We start from the raw sequence: 15,334 nt of genomic DNA, 5'->3' as shown, positions 1-15,334 counted from the left end.
CGATCGAATATCGAAACGGGGAAGGACTCCCGAACCTGCCCGAATTTGCGCGAAAAGCCCGAATAATCCGCGTTCGACCCGGGGTTGCACACCGCCGGGCTCCATGTGCTAAGTTTTCTGCCACTTCCGCGGCGGGCGCCGTGGAAGTGACCCTGCAACAGGGTGTGGCATGCCCGTTTTCCTGGGGGAATTCCTTACGGCCGCCTCCGGAGTCCTTCAACGGATTCCGCCGTTCCGCACGCGATCCGTCTCCTCCTGCACCACCTCGCACCACTCCATCGTGCAAGTCACACGAAAGCGAAGCGAAAGCGCAGGTAGCTCCGGTGTCCCCGCAGAATTCCCCGCTCCACCGCATGCGTTCCATCGTCACCACGTACGACCGGCTCGCCGCCGAGGCCCCGCAGGACCTCGGCGCCTACCTCTACCTCTACGGCATCGACCACGACATGGTCACTGCCTACCGGAACGCCATCTGCGACGCCGAGGCCCGGGCGCGTCGCCCGCGTCGGAACCCCGGTCACTGCCAGCGCATCGTCAGGATCACCGTGCGCCGCGCCCGCTGACGGCGCCTCCGGCATACGTTCCCACCGCCCACCGCATCCGAAGTGGAACCATTCGTGGCCGATCCGCAGTCCCCGGTGATCCGTACCGTCGTCGAGCAGTCCCTCCGCGTCCTGGAGACCTACGGCATCGATCCGGGCCTGATCCCCGAACACGCCAACGGCGAACGCCGCATCACCCAGGGTGGGTACGGCGACCGGCAGCTCTTCGAGCTCGTCCAGAACGCGGCCGACGAGCTGCGCGGCGAGCCCGGCGGCCGGATCCACGTCGTCCTCACCGGCACCCACCTTTACTGCGCCAACCAGGGTGACCCCGTGACGCCCGAGGGTGCCGAGACCATCCTGCGCATGAGCATGTCCCGCAAGCGCGGCGGGCAGATCGGCCGCTTCGGCGTGGGCGTGAAGTCGGTCCTGGTGGTGACCGACGCACCCGAATTCTTCAGCAGCGGAGGCAGTTTCGGCTTCGACCGGGCCTGGTCGTACGAGCTGATCCGGAATGTCCCCGGCGTTTGCGAGCGGCTCGGCAAGGACTTCGAGGCGCCCGTGCTGCGAATGGCCCGCGAGCTGGACATGGCCGCCGAGCGCCGCCGGGACCCCGTACTGGACGAGCTGCTGGAGTGGGCCACCACGGTGGTCCGCCTTCCGCTGCTCCCCGGCGCCGCCGATCGGCTGGGCAAGGACATGCACGGCCACCAGGGCGTGGCCGGCCACGACACCCGCGAGGAGTTCCCCTCGGGCTTCCACCTCTTCTCCCCGCACGTGGGCCCGGTGGTGCTGGAGGACCGCCGGCCGGGCCGGATCGCGCGCCGTGCCCTCCGGTCCGAGCAGGACGGCAGCCTGCACACGATCCACGAGGACCGCGTCGGCAAGCAGCCGGCGAGTTCGCAGTGGCGGGTCTTCACCGTCGCCCACGAACCGACCGAGGCGGCCCGCCGCGACGCCGGCGAGCTGCACGATCGGGTCTCCATCGACCTGTCCTGGGCCGTTCCGGCCTACCGCGCCGACGAGAAGACCGGGGTGCTCAGCGCGGCCGACGCCCGAGGCCGGGGCAGGTTCTGGTCCTTCTTCCCGACCAAGTACGAGATGACCCTGAGCGGCATCCTGAACGGCGCCTGGAAGACCAACGAGGACCGCCAGAACCTGCTCGATTCCTCGCCGTTCAACGTCGAGATGATCCGGGTCGCGGCCCGGCTGGTGGTGGAGTCGCTGCCCGAGCTCGCCCCGGCGGAGGACCCCGGCGCGTACCTCCCGCTGCTGCCCGGTCGCAGCAAGGGCGTGGAGACGATCAGTTGGGCCGACCGCCTGCTCACCGAGCAGATCTGGGCCGCCGCGGCGGCACGCCCGTCGTTGCCCGACCAGGACGGTGTGCTGCGCACGCCCCGTGACCTGAACATCCATCCCGACCTGGGCAAGGACAGCAGCGCGGTCAACCGCTGGCTGCGGATCTGGCACGCGTACGCCGACCGTCCTCGCGACTGGGTGCACCCCTCGGTCGAGGTCACGGACCTGCGATCGGGCAAGGTCCAACACATCCTGGCCGCCGCCGGACGGCCGCGGGCCTCGGTCGTCACCTGGTTGGAGGCGCTGGCCTCGGACGGCTCGGCCCCGGCCTCGGCGGCCGCCATCCGGATCGTCGCCGACATGATCGTTTCGAACGCCGCCTGTGCCGCCGAGGCCCGGAAGGCGAGGATCGTCCTCACCGAGGAGCACGGACTGGTCGCCCCACTGGGCGGCGTGGTGTACCGGCGTACCGAGGAGGACGGGCTGCGGGAGTCGCTGGTCTACGTCGACCGCGCCCTGTCCGACGACCCATCGCTCTACTCCGCCCTCACCACCCTCGGCATCCAGGAGGCCGACGTCCGGGGGCGTTTCGTGAGCGTCCTCGACCAGGGCTTCGCCTCGTACGGTCCGCAGAAGTGGACCCGCTTCTGGGAGTTGTTCCACCGGGCGGGTTCCTCGGTGGTGGGCCACGAGGTGACCGACCGGGTGCCGGCCCCGACGGACACCCTGATGGTGCGCACCGCGGACGGTCGCTTCCGCCTCGTCCGCGACTGTCTGCTTCCCGGGGTCGTCGTCACCGCGGAGAGCGACCCCGAGATCGCGGTGGACATGCGCTTCCACTCCGATGACACGGGATTCTTCCGTGAGTTGGGCCTGCGGGACCGTCCGACTCCCGGCCACCGGCCCAAGGACGAACCCTGGTTCGAGGAGTACCGGGAGGCCATTCACAGGGCGTACTGCCGCAGGCTCGACGACCAGGCGAGTCGGCCCACCCTGGCCAGGACCAGGATCGAGGGCTCGCCCGTCGGCGGGCCGCTGCACCTGCTGCCCCTGCTCTCGGACGAGGCCCGCGCGGCCTTCCTGCAGGCGCTGCCCGAGGAAGCCCTGATCGAGAGCTGGACCCTGCAGATCGGAGCACAGGCCGGCACGCGCCAGTCCGTGGCGTCCCCGATCCGCTGGATGCTCGGTCGGCACGGTCGGGTGAGGACCTCCCAGGGGCTCAAGCTCCTCAAGGAGGCCGTGGGACCCCAGCTCGACGCGTACCGTGACGTGCTCCCGGTGGCGTCGCTCAGTACCGAGAAGGCGCGCAAGCTCGGACTCGCGAGCAGCGTCGAGAAGGTCCGCCCGCAGCAGTGGGAGCAGCTCCTCGGGAAGCTGCAGGAGAGCGAGGACGACGCGTTCGTCGGCTCGACCTACGCCCTGTTGACCCGGTTGGAGATCGACTTCCCCGAGGACTCGCTGACCCGCTGCCGGGTCGGCGACGCCTGGGACACCCGGGAGGACGGCGAGATTGCCGTCGCCGCCGACCGGAACGAATACCGCTCGCTGCGCTCCGAGCGGGTGCCGGCGCTGCTGATGCCGGACCGGGAGTCCGCCGAGCTCATGGTCGAGCGCTGGGGCATGCTGCGCTACGACGACGCCGTCACCCGGGAGACCCGGCACGAGTCGACCGTGGAACCGGTCCCGCTGGTCGAGGAGTTCCCGACGCTGCGCCAGAGGATGGGCAACTCGGTCGGCACGTACACGTTGCTGCGCTGCACCGCGTTGGAGGAGGTGGTCCGCACCCCGCACCGCCCCCGGGCGAAGTCCCTGGAGAGTGCGCGCGACGGGAATGTGATCAAGGTCCTGGACTCCCTGGACCGACTCGGCGTGCTCCGCGCCGTGGACCGGGAGCTGGGTCTGCGCATGGGCGAGACGGGCTGCCGGGCGGTTCTGGACGCGCAGACCCGCCAGGAGCAGGACGAGCAGGTGCGATCCACACTGAAGGCGATCCGCGGGGCCGAGGACGTGACGGCCAAGCTGGAACTGCTGATCGGGGCGCAGGCGCTCCGCGACCGGCTCCCCGCCGGACTCCTGGAGGCCGAACTCCAGGAGTCGGACGGCAAGGAGCCCTCCGGTCTGCGGATCGCCCAGATGGCGTTCAACGCACACGGCGACACCGTGCTCAAGATCCACGCACGCGACATCCTGGAGCGCTTCCCGAGCGCTCCCTCCTCCTACACCGGTGGTCCGTCGGCGGTCTCCTTCGTCGCCGACCTCGGTCTGCCCACGCCCTTCGCCGGCTACCGGGCCCCGGCCCTCGAACAGAGCCTGACCGTGGAAGGCCCCCGGGACTTCCCGCGCCTGCACGACTACCAGGAGCGGCTCGCCCTCAACATCTTCGAGATGCTGGACCGGTTCACCCCACAGCGCGCCATGCTGTCCCTGCCCACCGGCGCGGGCAAGACGCGCGTGACCGCCGAGGCGGTCATCCGCTGGGTCAAGCAGACCGGCGTGCTCAAGGGCCCCATCCTGTGGATCGCCCAGACCGAGGAACTGTGCGAACAGGCCGTACAGAGCTGGCAGTTCGTCTGGAGCAGGGCAGGGGCACAGGACCGGCTGACCATCAACCGGCTGTGGACCTCCAACGAGGCGGCCCCGGTCACCGACGGGCCGCAGCTCGTGGTGGCCACCGACGCCAAACTGCGGGTGTGCCTGGGCACCGACCGGTACGCCTGGCTCCGCGCCGCCGCACTGGTGGTGGTGGACGAGGCGCACGTCGCGACCAGCCCGAGCTACACCGAGATCCTGAGTCTGCTCGGCCTGACTCAGCACCGGACCGAACGGCACCTGCTCGGCCTCACCGCCACCCCGTTCCGCGGCCACAACGAGGAGGAGACCCGCCGGCTGGTCAACCGGTTCGGCGCCCGCCGGCTGGACGAGGGCGTCTTCCCCTCCGGCGACGCCTACGGGCACCTCCAGGAGCTGGGCGTGCTCGCACGCGTCGAACACAAGGAACTGATCGGCGGCACCATCGTGCTGGACCGCCAGGAGCGAGCGAGCGCCGAACAGTTCAGCCTGCTCTCCAAGGCCGCCGAACAGCGACTGGCCGACGACCACGACCGCAGCCGACGCATCATCGCGGAGATCACGGCGATGGACGACGACTGGCCGGTGCTGGTGTTCGCCACCTCGGTGGAGCACGCCAAGTATCTGGCGGCCAAGCTGAGGGACCAAGGCATCTCCGCCTCCTCGGTGGACGCCACCACCTCCGACAACGACCGCCGCGCCCGCATCCGGGACTTCCGTGACGGTCGCGTGCGGGTGCTCACCAACTACGGTGTCCTCACCCAGGGCTTCGACGCCCCCGCCACCCGCGCCGTGGTCGTCGCCCGACCCGTCTACAGCCCGAACGTGTATCAGCAGATGATCGGGCGCGGTCTGCGTGGCCCACGCAACGGCGGCAAGGACACCTGCCTGATCCTCAACGTCAGAGACAACATCCGGAACTTCGACACCGCCCTCGCCTTCACCGCGTTCGAGCACCTCTGGAGCAAGAAGTGACCACCCTTCCTTCCGAGGACGGCCCGGTCCTCACGGCCGAGCAACAGGCCGTCGTGGACCAGCCCTGGGACACCCGCCTGCTGGTCACCGCCGGAGCAGGTACGGGCAAGACGCACACCCTGGTGCGCCGCATGGACGCGCTCGTCGGCAACGCCGACCCGGACGGGGCGCTGGAGGCCGGCGAGCTGTTGGTCCTCAGCTTCTCCCGTGCCGCCGTCCGCGAGCTTCGCGACCGCATCGCCCGGCACGGCGAGCACGCCCGACGGGTGCGGGTGCAGACCTTCGACTCGTGGGCGTACTCCCTCCTGGTGCAGGTTCACCCGGACGGCGAGTGGTCGGCGCTCTCCTTCGACGAGCGGATCCGAGCCGCCACCGACGCGATCGAGAAGGGCGCGTTGGATGCCCTGGAGGCAGGTCCGCCCGCCCACCTGATCGTCGACGAGGTGCAGGACCTCGTGGGTGCGCGCCGCGAGATGGTGGAGGCACTGCTCGACCGCCTCCAGGACTCCTGCGGATTCACCCTCATCGGGGATCCCGCCCAGGCGATCTACGACTTCCAGATCCAGGACCCGGAGGAGTACGCCGACCGGACCGACCTCTTCCTGCGCTGGGTCCGTGCCTCGTACGCCGACGACCTGGTGGAACTGGTGCTGACCCGGAACTTCCGGGCCGTCACGCCCGAAGCGCGCACGGCGCTCCCGCTCGGCCGCGTCGTCCAGGGCATCGGCAGCGCGCCCGAGGGCGTCGACGCGGCGGCCGAACGGCTCCACGGCGAGCTGCGCGAACTGCTGCTCGACCTCCCGGACCTGGGTCCCCTCACCGACTCGTACACCCTCGACTCGCTGCGCTCCTTCCCCGGCACCTGCGCGATCCTGACCCGCGACAACCGACAGGCCCTGCTCGTCTCGCAGCTGCTGCAGGAGCAGGGCGTACCTCATGCCCTGCGCCGCTCGCTCCAGGACCGGCCGGTACCGCACTGGGTCGCCGAACTGCTGCGCAGCACCGAGGCCGCCACCCTCACCGAGGCACGGCTGCGCGAACTGCTCCTCGCGATGCCACTGCCCGAGGGCACCGACCCGGACCGGGTGTGGCGGGCCCTTCGCGGGGCGGCCCGCGGCAACGGACGGGGCACCCTCGACGTGGCGCGGCTGCGCGGGCTGGTGGCGGAGCGCCGGTTCCCGGACGAGCTGGCCGACCCGGAGCCTGCCCGGCTGATCGTGTCCACGGTTCACCGTTCCAAGGGATTGGAGTTCGACCGGGTGGTGCTCCTCACCCCGCCGACCGTGACCGAACTGCGTCGACAGGACAACGAGCTCGACACGCCCGCCGAGGCCCGCGCGCTCTACGTCGCGATGACCCGGGCCCGCGAGGACCTGTACCGGATCGCGGCGCCCGTGACCGCGACGCTGCTCAAGCACAGGCCGACCGGCCGCTGGTACCGAGGTGTCCTCAACCCACGCCTCAAGTGGCGCCGCGACGGCATCGAGGTGCGGGCCGGCGACGTTTGCACACGGGAACCGGCCGACGCCGCACACGACGCCCCCGCCGCCCAGTCGCACCTGCTGGAACGGGTGCGGCCGGGGGACGCGGTGACGTTCCGACTGCGGGACGCCCTCCCCCTGGGCCCCGAGCAGAGTCCCGGGTACGCGTTGCTGCACGAGGGACGGGAGATCGGGGACGCCTCCGAGGTCTTCAGATGCCACCTGTACGCGGTTCTGAAGGTGGGCCCGACCTGGGACATCCGGTGGCCCGAGGAGATCTCCGGCCTGCGCGTCGACTGTCTGGAGTCGGTCGCGGGCAGCACGGCCGCCGGGGCCAACGCGGGCATCGGCGACCGCGGGGTGTGGATCGCCCCGCGCATCAGCGGAATCGGACGGTTCCGGCACCTCGCCGGAGCCGAGGAGGAGCAGGAATGACCATCCATGCAGGGCGCCACGAGGCGCACTACGAGGTCCGCGAGGACCTGGTGGCCCGGCTCCGCCGGGAGCTGCTGGGCCCCGACGTCGACGCCGCCGCCGAGGACCGCGCCGAGGTCCTGGACCAGGACGCGCCGATCACCCGCTACCCCGTCGGCGTGCTCTTCCCCCGCCCGGCCGATACCGACGCCCGCCTGCGCATCCAGGAGGACGCCGCCGAGGAGGAGGGCCTGGACGAGGAACCCGTCACCGGGGCGGACGGCGCGGACGAGTCCGGCCCGGGTACCGAGCGCCCCAATGCCGGCGACCGACGCCCCTCCTCCGTCGGCCTGACCTTCGCGGTCGACCTCGACGAGGCGCGGGAGATCGTGGTATCGGCGCGCGCCGCGGTCTACGAGCCGGAGGACGCCGAAGGTCGCAAGGTCTCGGCCCGGCGCAGCGAGGCCCGCACCACCTCCGACCAGCGGGAACGCTGGCGCCGGGTGGAGCTGGACCTGCCGGACACCACGATCGACGTCACACGCCCGGGTCGTGGCGCGTCCCGTGACCTGTTCGACGGGACGGCGCGGTTGGAGGTCCACGTGCGCCGCCCGTCCCCGGAGACCGACACCGTCACCGTCACCGTCGCCCTGGTCAACGTCCGGAAGGTGGGCGAACGCGAATTGCAGGACGCCTTCGCCCTCTTCCAGACCGGCCTGACGGTCCGCGCCGCCGACGGTTCCAGCGCCTTCGTGGAGCGCCCCGCCGCCCTGTCCGCCGTGGACGCGGAACTGGAGACCAGCCGACTGCTGCACCGGCACGCCCCTACCTTCGCCACCGGCCACGGCTGTGCGGCGGTGTGGGACTGGACGCCCGCCCCGGTCGGCCTCACGGACAAGACGGACGCGGCCGTGGCGGAGGTCCGCACCGAGTTCGTACCCACGCACGAGGTGCTGCTCACCGACTCCAATCCGGAGATCGACGACGAGGCACTCACCATGCTCGGCCTCGCCGAGGCCCCCGACGTCGAAGTGATCGCCGCCCTGGAGGGCCTGGCCTCGGGCTACGAGCGGTGGATCGGACGGAAGCGGGACGAGGCCGCGGAGCTCGCGGGCACGCCGTACGAACAGGCCGCGTCCGAGGCGATCCGATCGTGTGGTGAGGCCCTGGAACGGATCCGGGAAGGCATCGCGCTGCTCCGCGACAAGCCCGACCTAATGCGCGCGTTCCGCCTGGCCAACCGAGCCATGGCGACCCAGCGGGCCCGGAGCGACTGGGTCCGGCACGGTCGGGAAGGCGAGCCGGACCTGGCATCCGCGCGCTGGCGTCCGTTCCAGATCTCCTTCGTGCTGCTGTGCCTGGCCGGGGTGGACGACCCGAACCACCCCGACCGCGGTGTGTCGGACCTGCTGTGGTTCCCCACCGGTGGTGGCAAGACCGAGGCGTACCTGGGCCTGATCGCGCTGACCACCTTCCTGCGCCGGATGCGACTGGGGCCTGCGGGCGGCGGCGTCACCGTACTGATGCGGTACACCTTGCGCCTCCTGACCCTCCAGCAGTTCGAGCGCGCCGCGATCCTGATCTGTGCCATGGAACGGATGCGCCGCGAGAATTCCGCCGAGCTGGGGCACGAGGAGATCTCGCTCGGCATGTGGGTGGGACGGTCCGCCACCCCGAACACCCTGAAGGCCGCCGCCGAACAGCTCGGCGCGGCCCGCGCCGGACGGGTGCTCCAGAAGGAGAACCCGGTCCAGCTGCACGCCTGCCCGTGGTGCGGGTCCGCCCTCGACGCCCATCACTACTCGGTCGACGAGGAGGCCGTCCGCATGGACGTCCGCTGCTCCGGCCCGGACTGCGCGTTCTCCGACGGACTGCCCGTGCACCTGGTCGACCAGACCATCTACCACGCCCGGCCGACCCTGGTCATCGCCACCGTCGACAAGTTCGCCTCGATGCCCTGGCGGAAGGAGACCGCCGCCCTGTTCAACCGGGACAGGCAGGACTCCACCCCGCCCCCGGAGCTGATCGTGCAAGACGAGCTGCACCTGATCTCCGGTCCGCTGGGTACCCTGACCGGCCTGTACGAGACGGCCGTCGACGTGCTCGCCGACCGTCCCAAGGTGATCGCGTCGACCGCCACCATCCGCCGCGCCGCCGAGCAGGGCCGGGCGCTGTTCTCCCGTGAGGTCCGGCAGTTCCCGCCGGCCGGTCTGGACGCCCGGGATTCCTGGTTCGCCGTCGAGACCTCCGCCGGTGAGAAGGCGTCCCGCCGCTTCGTGGGTCTGCTCGCGCCAGGGACCAGCCAGTCCACGCTGCTGATCCGTACCTACGCCACGCTGCTCCACCAGGCGATGCAGGCCGACACCACCGACCGGGTGCGCGACGCCTATTGGACCCTGGTCGGCTACTTCAACAGCCTGCGGCTGCTGTCCGCCGCCGAACTCCAGGTCCACGACGACGTCGTGGCCTACCTGGAACACCTTGCCGAGCGGGACGGCTGCGAGCCCCGTCCCGTCGACAACTACTCCGAGCTGACCAGTCGGGTCGACGCCAGCGACATCCCGGCCCGCCTGAAGCAGATCGAGCGGCGGCTCCCGGGCGACGACGTGGTCGACGTCCTTCTGGCCACGAACATGATCGCCGTGGGCGTGGACGTGAACCGGCTCGGACTGATGGCCGTCATGGGCCAGCCGCAGACGACCGCCGAGTACATCCAGGCGACCAGCCGGGTCGGCCGCGCGCACCCCGGCCTGGTGGCGGTGATGCTCAACGCGGGCCGTTCCCGTGACCGATCCCACTACGAGAACTTCCAGCATTTCCACTCCGCGCTCTACCGCGAGGTCGAATCCACCTCGGTCACCCCGTTCTCGGCCCGCGCCCGCGCCCGGGGCCTGCACGCGGTGATCGTCGCCCTCGCCCGGATCCTGATCCCCGCCGCCCGCGAGAACGAGAACGCGGGTGACATCGACCTCTTCGTGGACGAGCTTAGGGAAACGATCCGCCCGAGGATCCTCGAACGGGTCGAGCAGGTCTCCCCGCCGGAGAGCGCCGCCAAGGAGGTCGCCCACGTGGCCGCGGCCTTCGATGAGTTCGTCGACTGGTGGTACGACGAGGCCGAGGCGCACAACGGTCTGTTCTACGAGCCCAAGCGCGGAAACCCCACCCGCTCGCTGCTCAAGCCCTACAACGACGCCTTGGAGGACGTCGAGGCGTGGGAGACCTTGTGGTCCCTCCGCGACGTCGACGCCGAGTCCGCTCTCTTCGTGGAGGCATCCCGATGACCCCGCCCCCTTCCCGCCGCCGACGCGCCGGCATCAGCTCCGCCGCACCGGCCCGCACGCTGCCCCGCCGCGGGGCGATCCGCCGGGCCCAGGCAATCACGACCTACGGCGTGGGTTCCTTGATCGCCGTGGAACAGGAGTCGTTCATCGTCGCGGGCATCGACGCCGCGCAGGAGCAGTGGCCCCGCGACGAATCCCCCGTGATCCACGAGCCTCGCCTCGCCCGCGTACTGAACGTGAGCCACTTCCGTCTGCCGCCCGCTTCGGGCGACGACAGTCGCGACGGCATCCGGGTCCGGCGCTTCCCACTGTGGCACCACTGCCCCGGGTGCCACGCGCTGGACCACGTCCGGAAGTTCAATTCCCCGGCGGGGCGCAACGAGTGCGGCGAGTGCGCCGAGACCCTGGTGCCCTCCCGGTTCGTGGTGGCGTGCGAGGACGGGCACCTCTCCGACTTCCCGTACTGGACGTGGCTGCATCGGGGGCGCCGCGGCGACGGCGAGGCCGGTTTCTGCGGCGGCCGGATGAGCCTTCGGTCCTCGGGCCGCACCTCCTCGCTCCGCTCGGTGGTGCTCTCCTGTTCCTGCGGAGTGCCCGAGGTGTCCATGGAGGGCTCCTTCCGGGCCGGTGCCCTCAAGGAGCTGCACATCGGTTGCCGGGGCGAGCGTCCGTGGTTGAAGGACGCCCCCAAGGACGCCTGCTCCCTAACGCCCCGGACCCTGCAGCGCGGCTCCTCCTCCGTGTGGCAGCCGGTGCTCCGCTCGGCCCTGTCCATCCCCCCGTGGAGCGACACCCGGGTCCAGGCGCTGGGCGAGCACTGGGAGAAGCTCCGCGCCTGCTCCACCCTCGCCGAGATCGGGATCCATCTGGGCTACATCTTCCAGGGCTCCCGCCCCCCGGTGACCCCCGAGCAGGTGGTGGAACTGCTCTCCGCGATGGAAGCCGAGGACCTCGACGGCGAGGAGGGTCTCGAGCTCGACCAGGAGCAGCGCTACCGCGCCCTGCGCGAGGTGGAGTACGAGCGCCTGTGCATGGGGAACCCGGAGGAATCCTGCGGTCACACCGAGCAGTTCGTCTGTGAGCCCCCGACGGGCGACCCGAAGCCGCCGGCCGGCCTCGGGCTGGCCGGACCGATGCTGGTGAAGAAGCTTCGCGAGGTCCGCGCTCTCCAGGCGTTCACCCGGGTGATCGATCCCGAGACCTCGCACGAGGGCCACGAGGCGGCACTCTCCCTGACCCCCACCGACTGGTTGCCCGCCATGGAGGTCCACGGCGAGGGTGTCTTCCTCCGGTTCGACGAGGAGCGGGTCGACGCCTGGGCCGAACTGCCCGCCGTGGCCGCACGCGTCGAGCGCATCCGACACCGACACCAGCGGGTCCTCGCCGAGCGGGCCTCGGACCCAACCCGGGTCCCGGTCTCCCCCGCCACTCCGCGCATGGCGCTGCTGCACACCTTCGCGCACGTGATGATCAACGAGTGGAGCCTGGACTCCGGCTACCCGGCCGCCTCGCTCCGCGAGCGGATCTACTCGGGCGAGACGATGGCCGGTGTGCTGATCTACACGGCCACCAGCGACTCGGCCGGCAGCCTCGGCGGCCTGGTCGCCCAGGGCGAGATCGACCGCCTCGCGCGGGCCGTGCACTCGGCGGCACATCGGGCCGAATGGTGTTCCGCCGACCCGCTCTGCATCGAGACCGAGACCTCGGGTGCGGGCGGTACCAACCTGGCGGCCTGCCACGCCTGCGTCATGCTTCCGGAGACCAGTTGCGAGCACAACAACGGCCTGCTCGACCGGGCGCTCCTGGTCGGCACCCCGGAGGACCCGTCGATCGGCTTCTTCTCGCACCTGCTCGGCCGGTGAGCCTCGGGAAGTGACACGGGGTGGGACCGCCGTGTGTGCCGTCCCACCCCGGCTCACCGGTGCTCCGGATCCGTCGGGCGCCCGAGCGCCGTCCGGATCGCAAGCCCGAGGGCCCGGCTCACCGGGGGCGGCGAAGCCTGGCCCACTTGGCGGTAGCGGGCGGTCTTGCCACCGGCGAAGGCCCAATCCGCCGGAAAGCCCTGGAGCCGCGCCGTTTGCTCGACGGTCAGCGGCGTCATCTCCTTGACTCCGAGTGAGGCGTCCCAGGGGAAGTCGGGTCCGGGGACCTCGTCGGCGACGGTACCGCCGTTCACGCGCATCCGAGCCCAGGCCCGCTTCGACCCGGTCAACCCCAGATCCGCCCCACCACGCTTCCAGGAGCCCCCGACCAACGTCGGGGCGACCCGGTCGGCCTGCGCGGCCCAGGCGGTCGCGTGGGGCCAGCCACGTGCGGCCATGGAGGTGCCCAGCGCCTCCCCCACGGTGATCGGCGGCGCGGTTTCGGGCGCCGGCTCGACGAAGCCGTCCATGGCGTCCCCCTTCAGCGCCACCAGGATCCCTTGCTTACGGTCCTGCGGGACGCCGTGGTGCATCGCGTTGAGGACGAACCACCGGTGCCGGTATCCGAGGTGCTCCAGCTCGGCCGCGACGGTGGTGCGGATGGGGTCGAACGCGGGCTTGGTGGCCAGCTCGGGAAGGTTTTCGATGAGCAGGGCCCGCGGCCGTACGGCGTGCATGAGCATGATCGTCGCTTCGAGGAGCCGGAGCTCCTCGGTGCTGTCCTCTCGTTTCACCGCGGCGCTCGCCTTCACCCGGGGCAGGCCGGCGGCCAGCAGGTCAACGTCGTAGACCATCTGATAGTCCAACGGGTCGAAGTCCAGCAGGTCGGTTTCGAGGACCTTCCAGTCGGGACGGTTCAGCCGTAGGGTCTCGCAGGCCACGGGTCGGTTGTCCAGGAGCAGAACGGGGTCGAAGCCCGCCTGTTCAAGGCCGAGCGCGAGGCCCCCTGCACCGGCGCACACGGCGAGGCAGCTGAGGCGTTCGGGGTGGGGTTCCTCCATGATCACCGTTCGTGCTCGTCGGGAGAGAGTGACCCGAGCGGGCCCCCCGAGCGTCGATGATCGCATCTCCCATCGGCAGCAGTCGACGGTTGTGACGCACACGACGCACTCCCGGAAGCCGCCGGCAACACCGGTTGCGCCGCGTTCGAACATCTTTGCTTCGACGATCCGGCCAGGTCCGGTCCGGGACGATCATCCCCGATCGTCGACCGGACCGGACGCCGAATCGATCCACAGCCGGCCTGCGGAACGGGGACCCGGGTGGGGGTGGGGTCGAGGGGGTGGGTGCGGGTGTGGCCGCGGTGGTCGTAGTGGCGGGTAGCGGGTAGCGGCAAAGCCGATGGCGAGGGCGAGGAGGAGGTAGCAGCCGAGGGTGAGCCAGGCGGAGGAGAGGCGGGCGGTGGCGCGGGCGTCGAAGAGGAGCACGGCCCGGACGCCGTCGACGACGTGGCGGGCGGGGGGCGCCGAACAGGGTGACCGGCAGCAGGGCCCGCAGCTGGCACGGGGTGCCGAGCGCCGCGACCAGGCAGAGGGTCAGGGTGGCGACGGTGACGATGCTGCCGATGGAGAGCAGCCAGCGCTGGAACAGGTGCGCGGTGTCGAGACCGAGCAGGCCGGCGGCGGTGGCGAGGACCGCGGTGCCGCTGAGCACGACGGCTCCGGCGCGGATGCCGGCCTTGGCGAGCAGGGTCTGGGTGCGGGAGATCGGTGCGGCCAGCTGGAGCACACGCTTCGGGCCGAGTTCCATCGGCAGGTAGCCGAGGGCGACGTCCAGGCCGGTGGTGACCATGATGGCAGGGAGCAGTCCGGCCAGGAGCAGCATGATCGCGCAGTACAGGGGCAGGGTGTCGCCGCCGGACTTCGCCGGGACGGTGGCCGGGGACAGTGGTGACCTGGACGGGGTCGGCGAGCAGCAGGCGCAGCGCCGGGGCCGAGGTCCTGCCAGGCGATTCGGTGCTGGTGGCGCCCTGCTGGAGGACGCCGTCCAGGATGGTCCGGCCGAGTTCGACCCGTTCGCCGCTCGCGGTGGTGGCGCCGGTGTCGGCGTTGACGATGCCGACCGGCAGGTCGTGCAGCCGGCCCTGCGGGTCGATGCTCGACCCGAGGTAGGTGGACGTGCAGATGACGGCGAGCAGGGCGCCGACGATGGCGGTCAGCCAGGCTTTCGGCCGGCGCCAAATGGCCGTTGCGCGCATGCGTTTCCTCTCGGGGGGAGCAGGGGGTAGGGAGCGGGGGCGGGCGGGCCCCCGGTCTCAGTGGTGGGTGTCGGACCAGGCGCGGATCCGGTCCGCGATCGCGCCGGAGTCGCGGACCCAGCGGAAGTGGTCCAGCGGCCGGTCCGGCGTCCGGGTGGCGTCGGGGCCGTGGTGGTGCCGGGTGAGCGGAGCGGCCGGGACCTTGGCGCAGAGCAGGTCGACGGCCGGGACGGGCGCCAGCCGGTCGCCGGCCACTGACACGGCCAGCACGGGCCCGGCGGCGGCGAGCAGCGCCTCGTAGTCCCAGTCGGCGCCGGCGGGCTCGAACCGCCTGGTGCGGCAGATCCGGGCCCAGTCGCGCATCAGGATGGCGGACTGGCGGCCGGCGAAGCGCAGCCGGTCGCCGGGCCAGTAGCCGACCGCGCCGGCCGCGGCCGCCGTGAGGTGGGTGGCGGCGAGCACGCGCGGGCCGGCCAGGCCGGGGAAGCCGCGTTGGTCGACGGAGCCAGCCGCGACCAGCACCACGCCGTCGACCTCGCCGGGGTGGGCGGCCGCGTGCAGCAGCGAGAGCTGTCCGCCGAGGCTGTGGCCCGGCGCGGGCCAGTTCGGCGCCGAACGGCCCCGTAGTGGGCGGCTTTGACGCCGAGCGCGGGCC

The 15,334-nt window shown here is 71.4% G+C and carries 8 protein-coding genes; 6 read left to right on the top strand and 2 right to left on the bottom strand.

Annotation, left to right across the window (positions count from 1 at the left end; translation table 11 throughout):
- Positions 1 to 353 precede the first annotated feature (353 nt).
- From ACFWA9_RS03215 to drmB, 5 genes are read left to right on the top strand one after another with little or no spacing between them, the layout of a single operon-like run.
- Positions 354 to 563, top strand: coding sequence for a hypothetical protein (locus ACFWA9_RS03215; protein ID WP_380382673.1), 210 nt, complete (start codon positions 354 to 356; stop codon positions 561 to 563).
- Positions 564 to 617: 54 nt separating this feature from the next.
- Complete coding sequence (locus tag ACFWA9_RS03210) at positions 618 to 5,384, top strand: DEAD/DEAH box helicase (RefSeq protein ID WP_380382671.1); 4,767 nt, start codon at positions 618 to 620, stop codon at positions 5,382 to 5,384.
- A complete protein-coding gene (locus ACFWA9_RS03205; protein ID WP_380382669.1) occupies positions 5,381 to 7,300 on the top strand; it encodes a UvrD-helicase domain-containing protein in 1,920 nt (639 codons plus the stop codon). Before ACFWA9_RS03210 ends, ACFWA9_RS03205 begins: the two co-directional genes overlap by 4 nt.
- Positions 7,297 to 10,560 (top strand): helicase-related protein, encoded by a 3,264-nt coding sequence (locus ACFWA9_RS03200; RefSeq protein WP_380382667.1) that lies wholly within the window; start codon positions 7,297 to 7,299, stop codon positions 10,558 to 10,560. Before ACFWA9_RS03205 ends, ACFWA9_RS03200 begins: the two co-directional genes overlap by 4 nt.
- Complete coding sequence (drmB, locus tag ACFWA9_RS03195; RefSeq protein ID WP_380382665.1) at positions 10,557 to 12,422, top strand: DrmB family protein; 1,866 nt, start codon at positions 10,557 to 10,559, stop codon at positions 12,420 to 12,422. The genes ACFWA9_RS03200 and drmB overlap by 4 nt, the downstream gene beginning before the upstream one ends.
- A 53-nt stretch (positions 12,423 to 12,475) precedes the next feature.
- Here the strand turns inward: drmB and ACFWA9_RS03190 are convergent, their stop codons facing one another.
- Complete coding sequence (locus ACFWA9_RS03190; RefSeq protein ID WP_380382663.1) at positions 12,476 to 13,483, bottom strand: DNA cytosine methyltransferase; 1,008 nt, start codon at positions 13,481 to 13,483, stop codon at positions 12,476 to 12,478.
- A 373-nt stretch (positions 13,484 to 13,856) separates the two neighbouring features.
- Here ACFWA9_RS03190 and ACFWA9_RS03185 point away from each other — a divergent pair, with 373 nt between their 5' ends.
- Complete coding sequence (locus ACFWA9_RS03185; RefSeq protein ID WP_380382662.1) at positions 13,857 to 14,375, top strand: hypothetical protein; 519 nt, start codon at positions 13,857 to 13,859, stop codon at positions 14,373 to 14,375.
- 361 nt (positions 14,376 to 14,736) lie between these two features.
- Here the strand turns inward: ACFWA9_RS03185 and ACFWA9_RS03180 are convergent, their stop codons facing one another.
- Positions 14,737 to 15,204, bottom strand: a complete 468-nt coding sequence (locus ACFWA9_RS03180) for a hypothetical protein (RefSeq protein ID WP_380382660.1) — start codon at positions 15,202 to 15,204, stop codon at positions 14,737 to 14,739.
- Between the last annotated feature and the right edge of the window lie 130 nt (positions 15,205 to 15,334).

This window comes from Kitasatospora sp. NPDC059973, assembly GCF_042737525.1.
Taxonomy (GTDB): domain Bacteria; phylum Actinomycetota; class Actinomycetes; order Streptomycetales; family Streptomycetaceae; genus Kitasatospora.
The sequence above is the reverse complement of the archived record's forward strand: the minus strand, read 5'-3'. Positions and strand labels throughout refer to the sequence as shown.

What these genes read in the sequence shown, in the direction of transcription:
- ACFWA9_RS03215 (WP_380382673.1), top strand. Translation starts at nt 354, where the DNA reads ATGCGTTCCATCGTCACCACGTACGACCGGCTCGCCGCCGAGGCCCCG.
- ACFWA9_RS03200 (WP_380382667.1), top strand. Translation starts at nt 7,297, where the DNA reads ATGACCATCCATGCAGGGCGCCACGAGGCGCACTACGAGGTCCGCGAG.
- drmB (WP_380382665.1), top strand. Translation starts at nt 10,557, where the DNA reads ATGACCCCGCCCCCTTCCCGCCGCCGACGCGCCGGCATCAGCTCCGCC.
- ACFWA9_RS03190 (WP_380382663.1), bottom strand. Translation starts at nt 13,483, where the DNA reads ATGGAGGAACCCCACCCCGAACGCCTCAGCTGCCTCGCCGTGTGCGCC.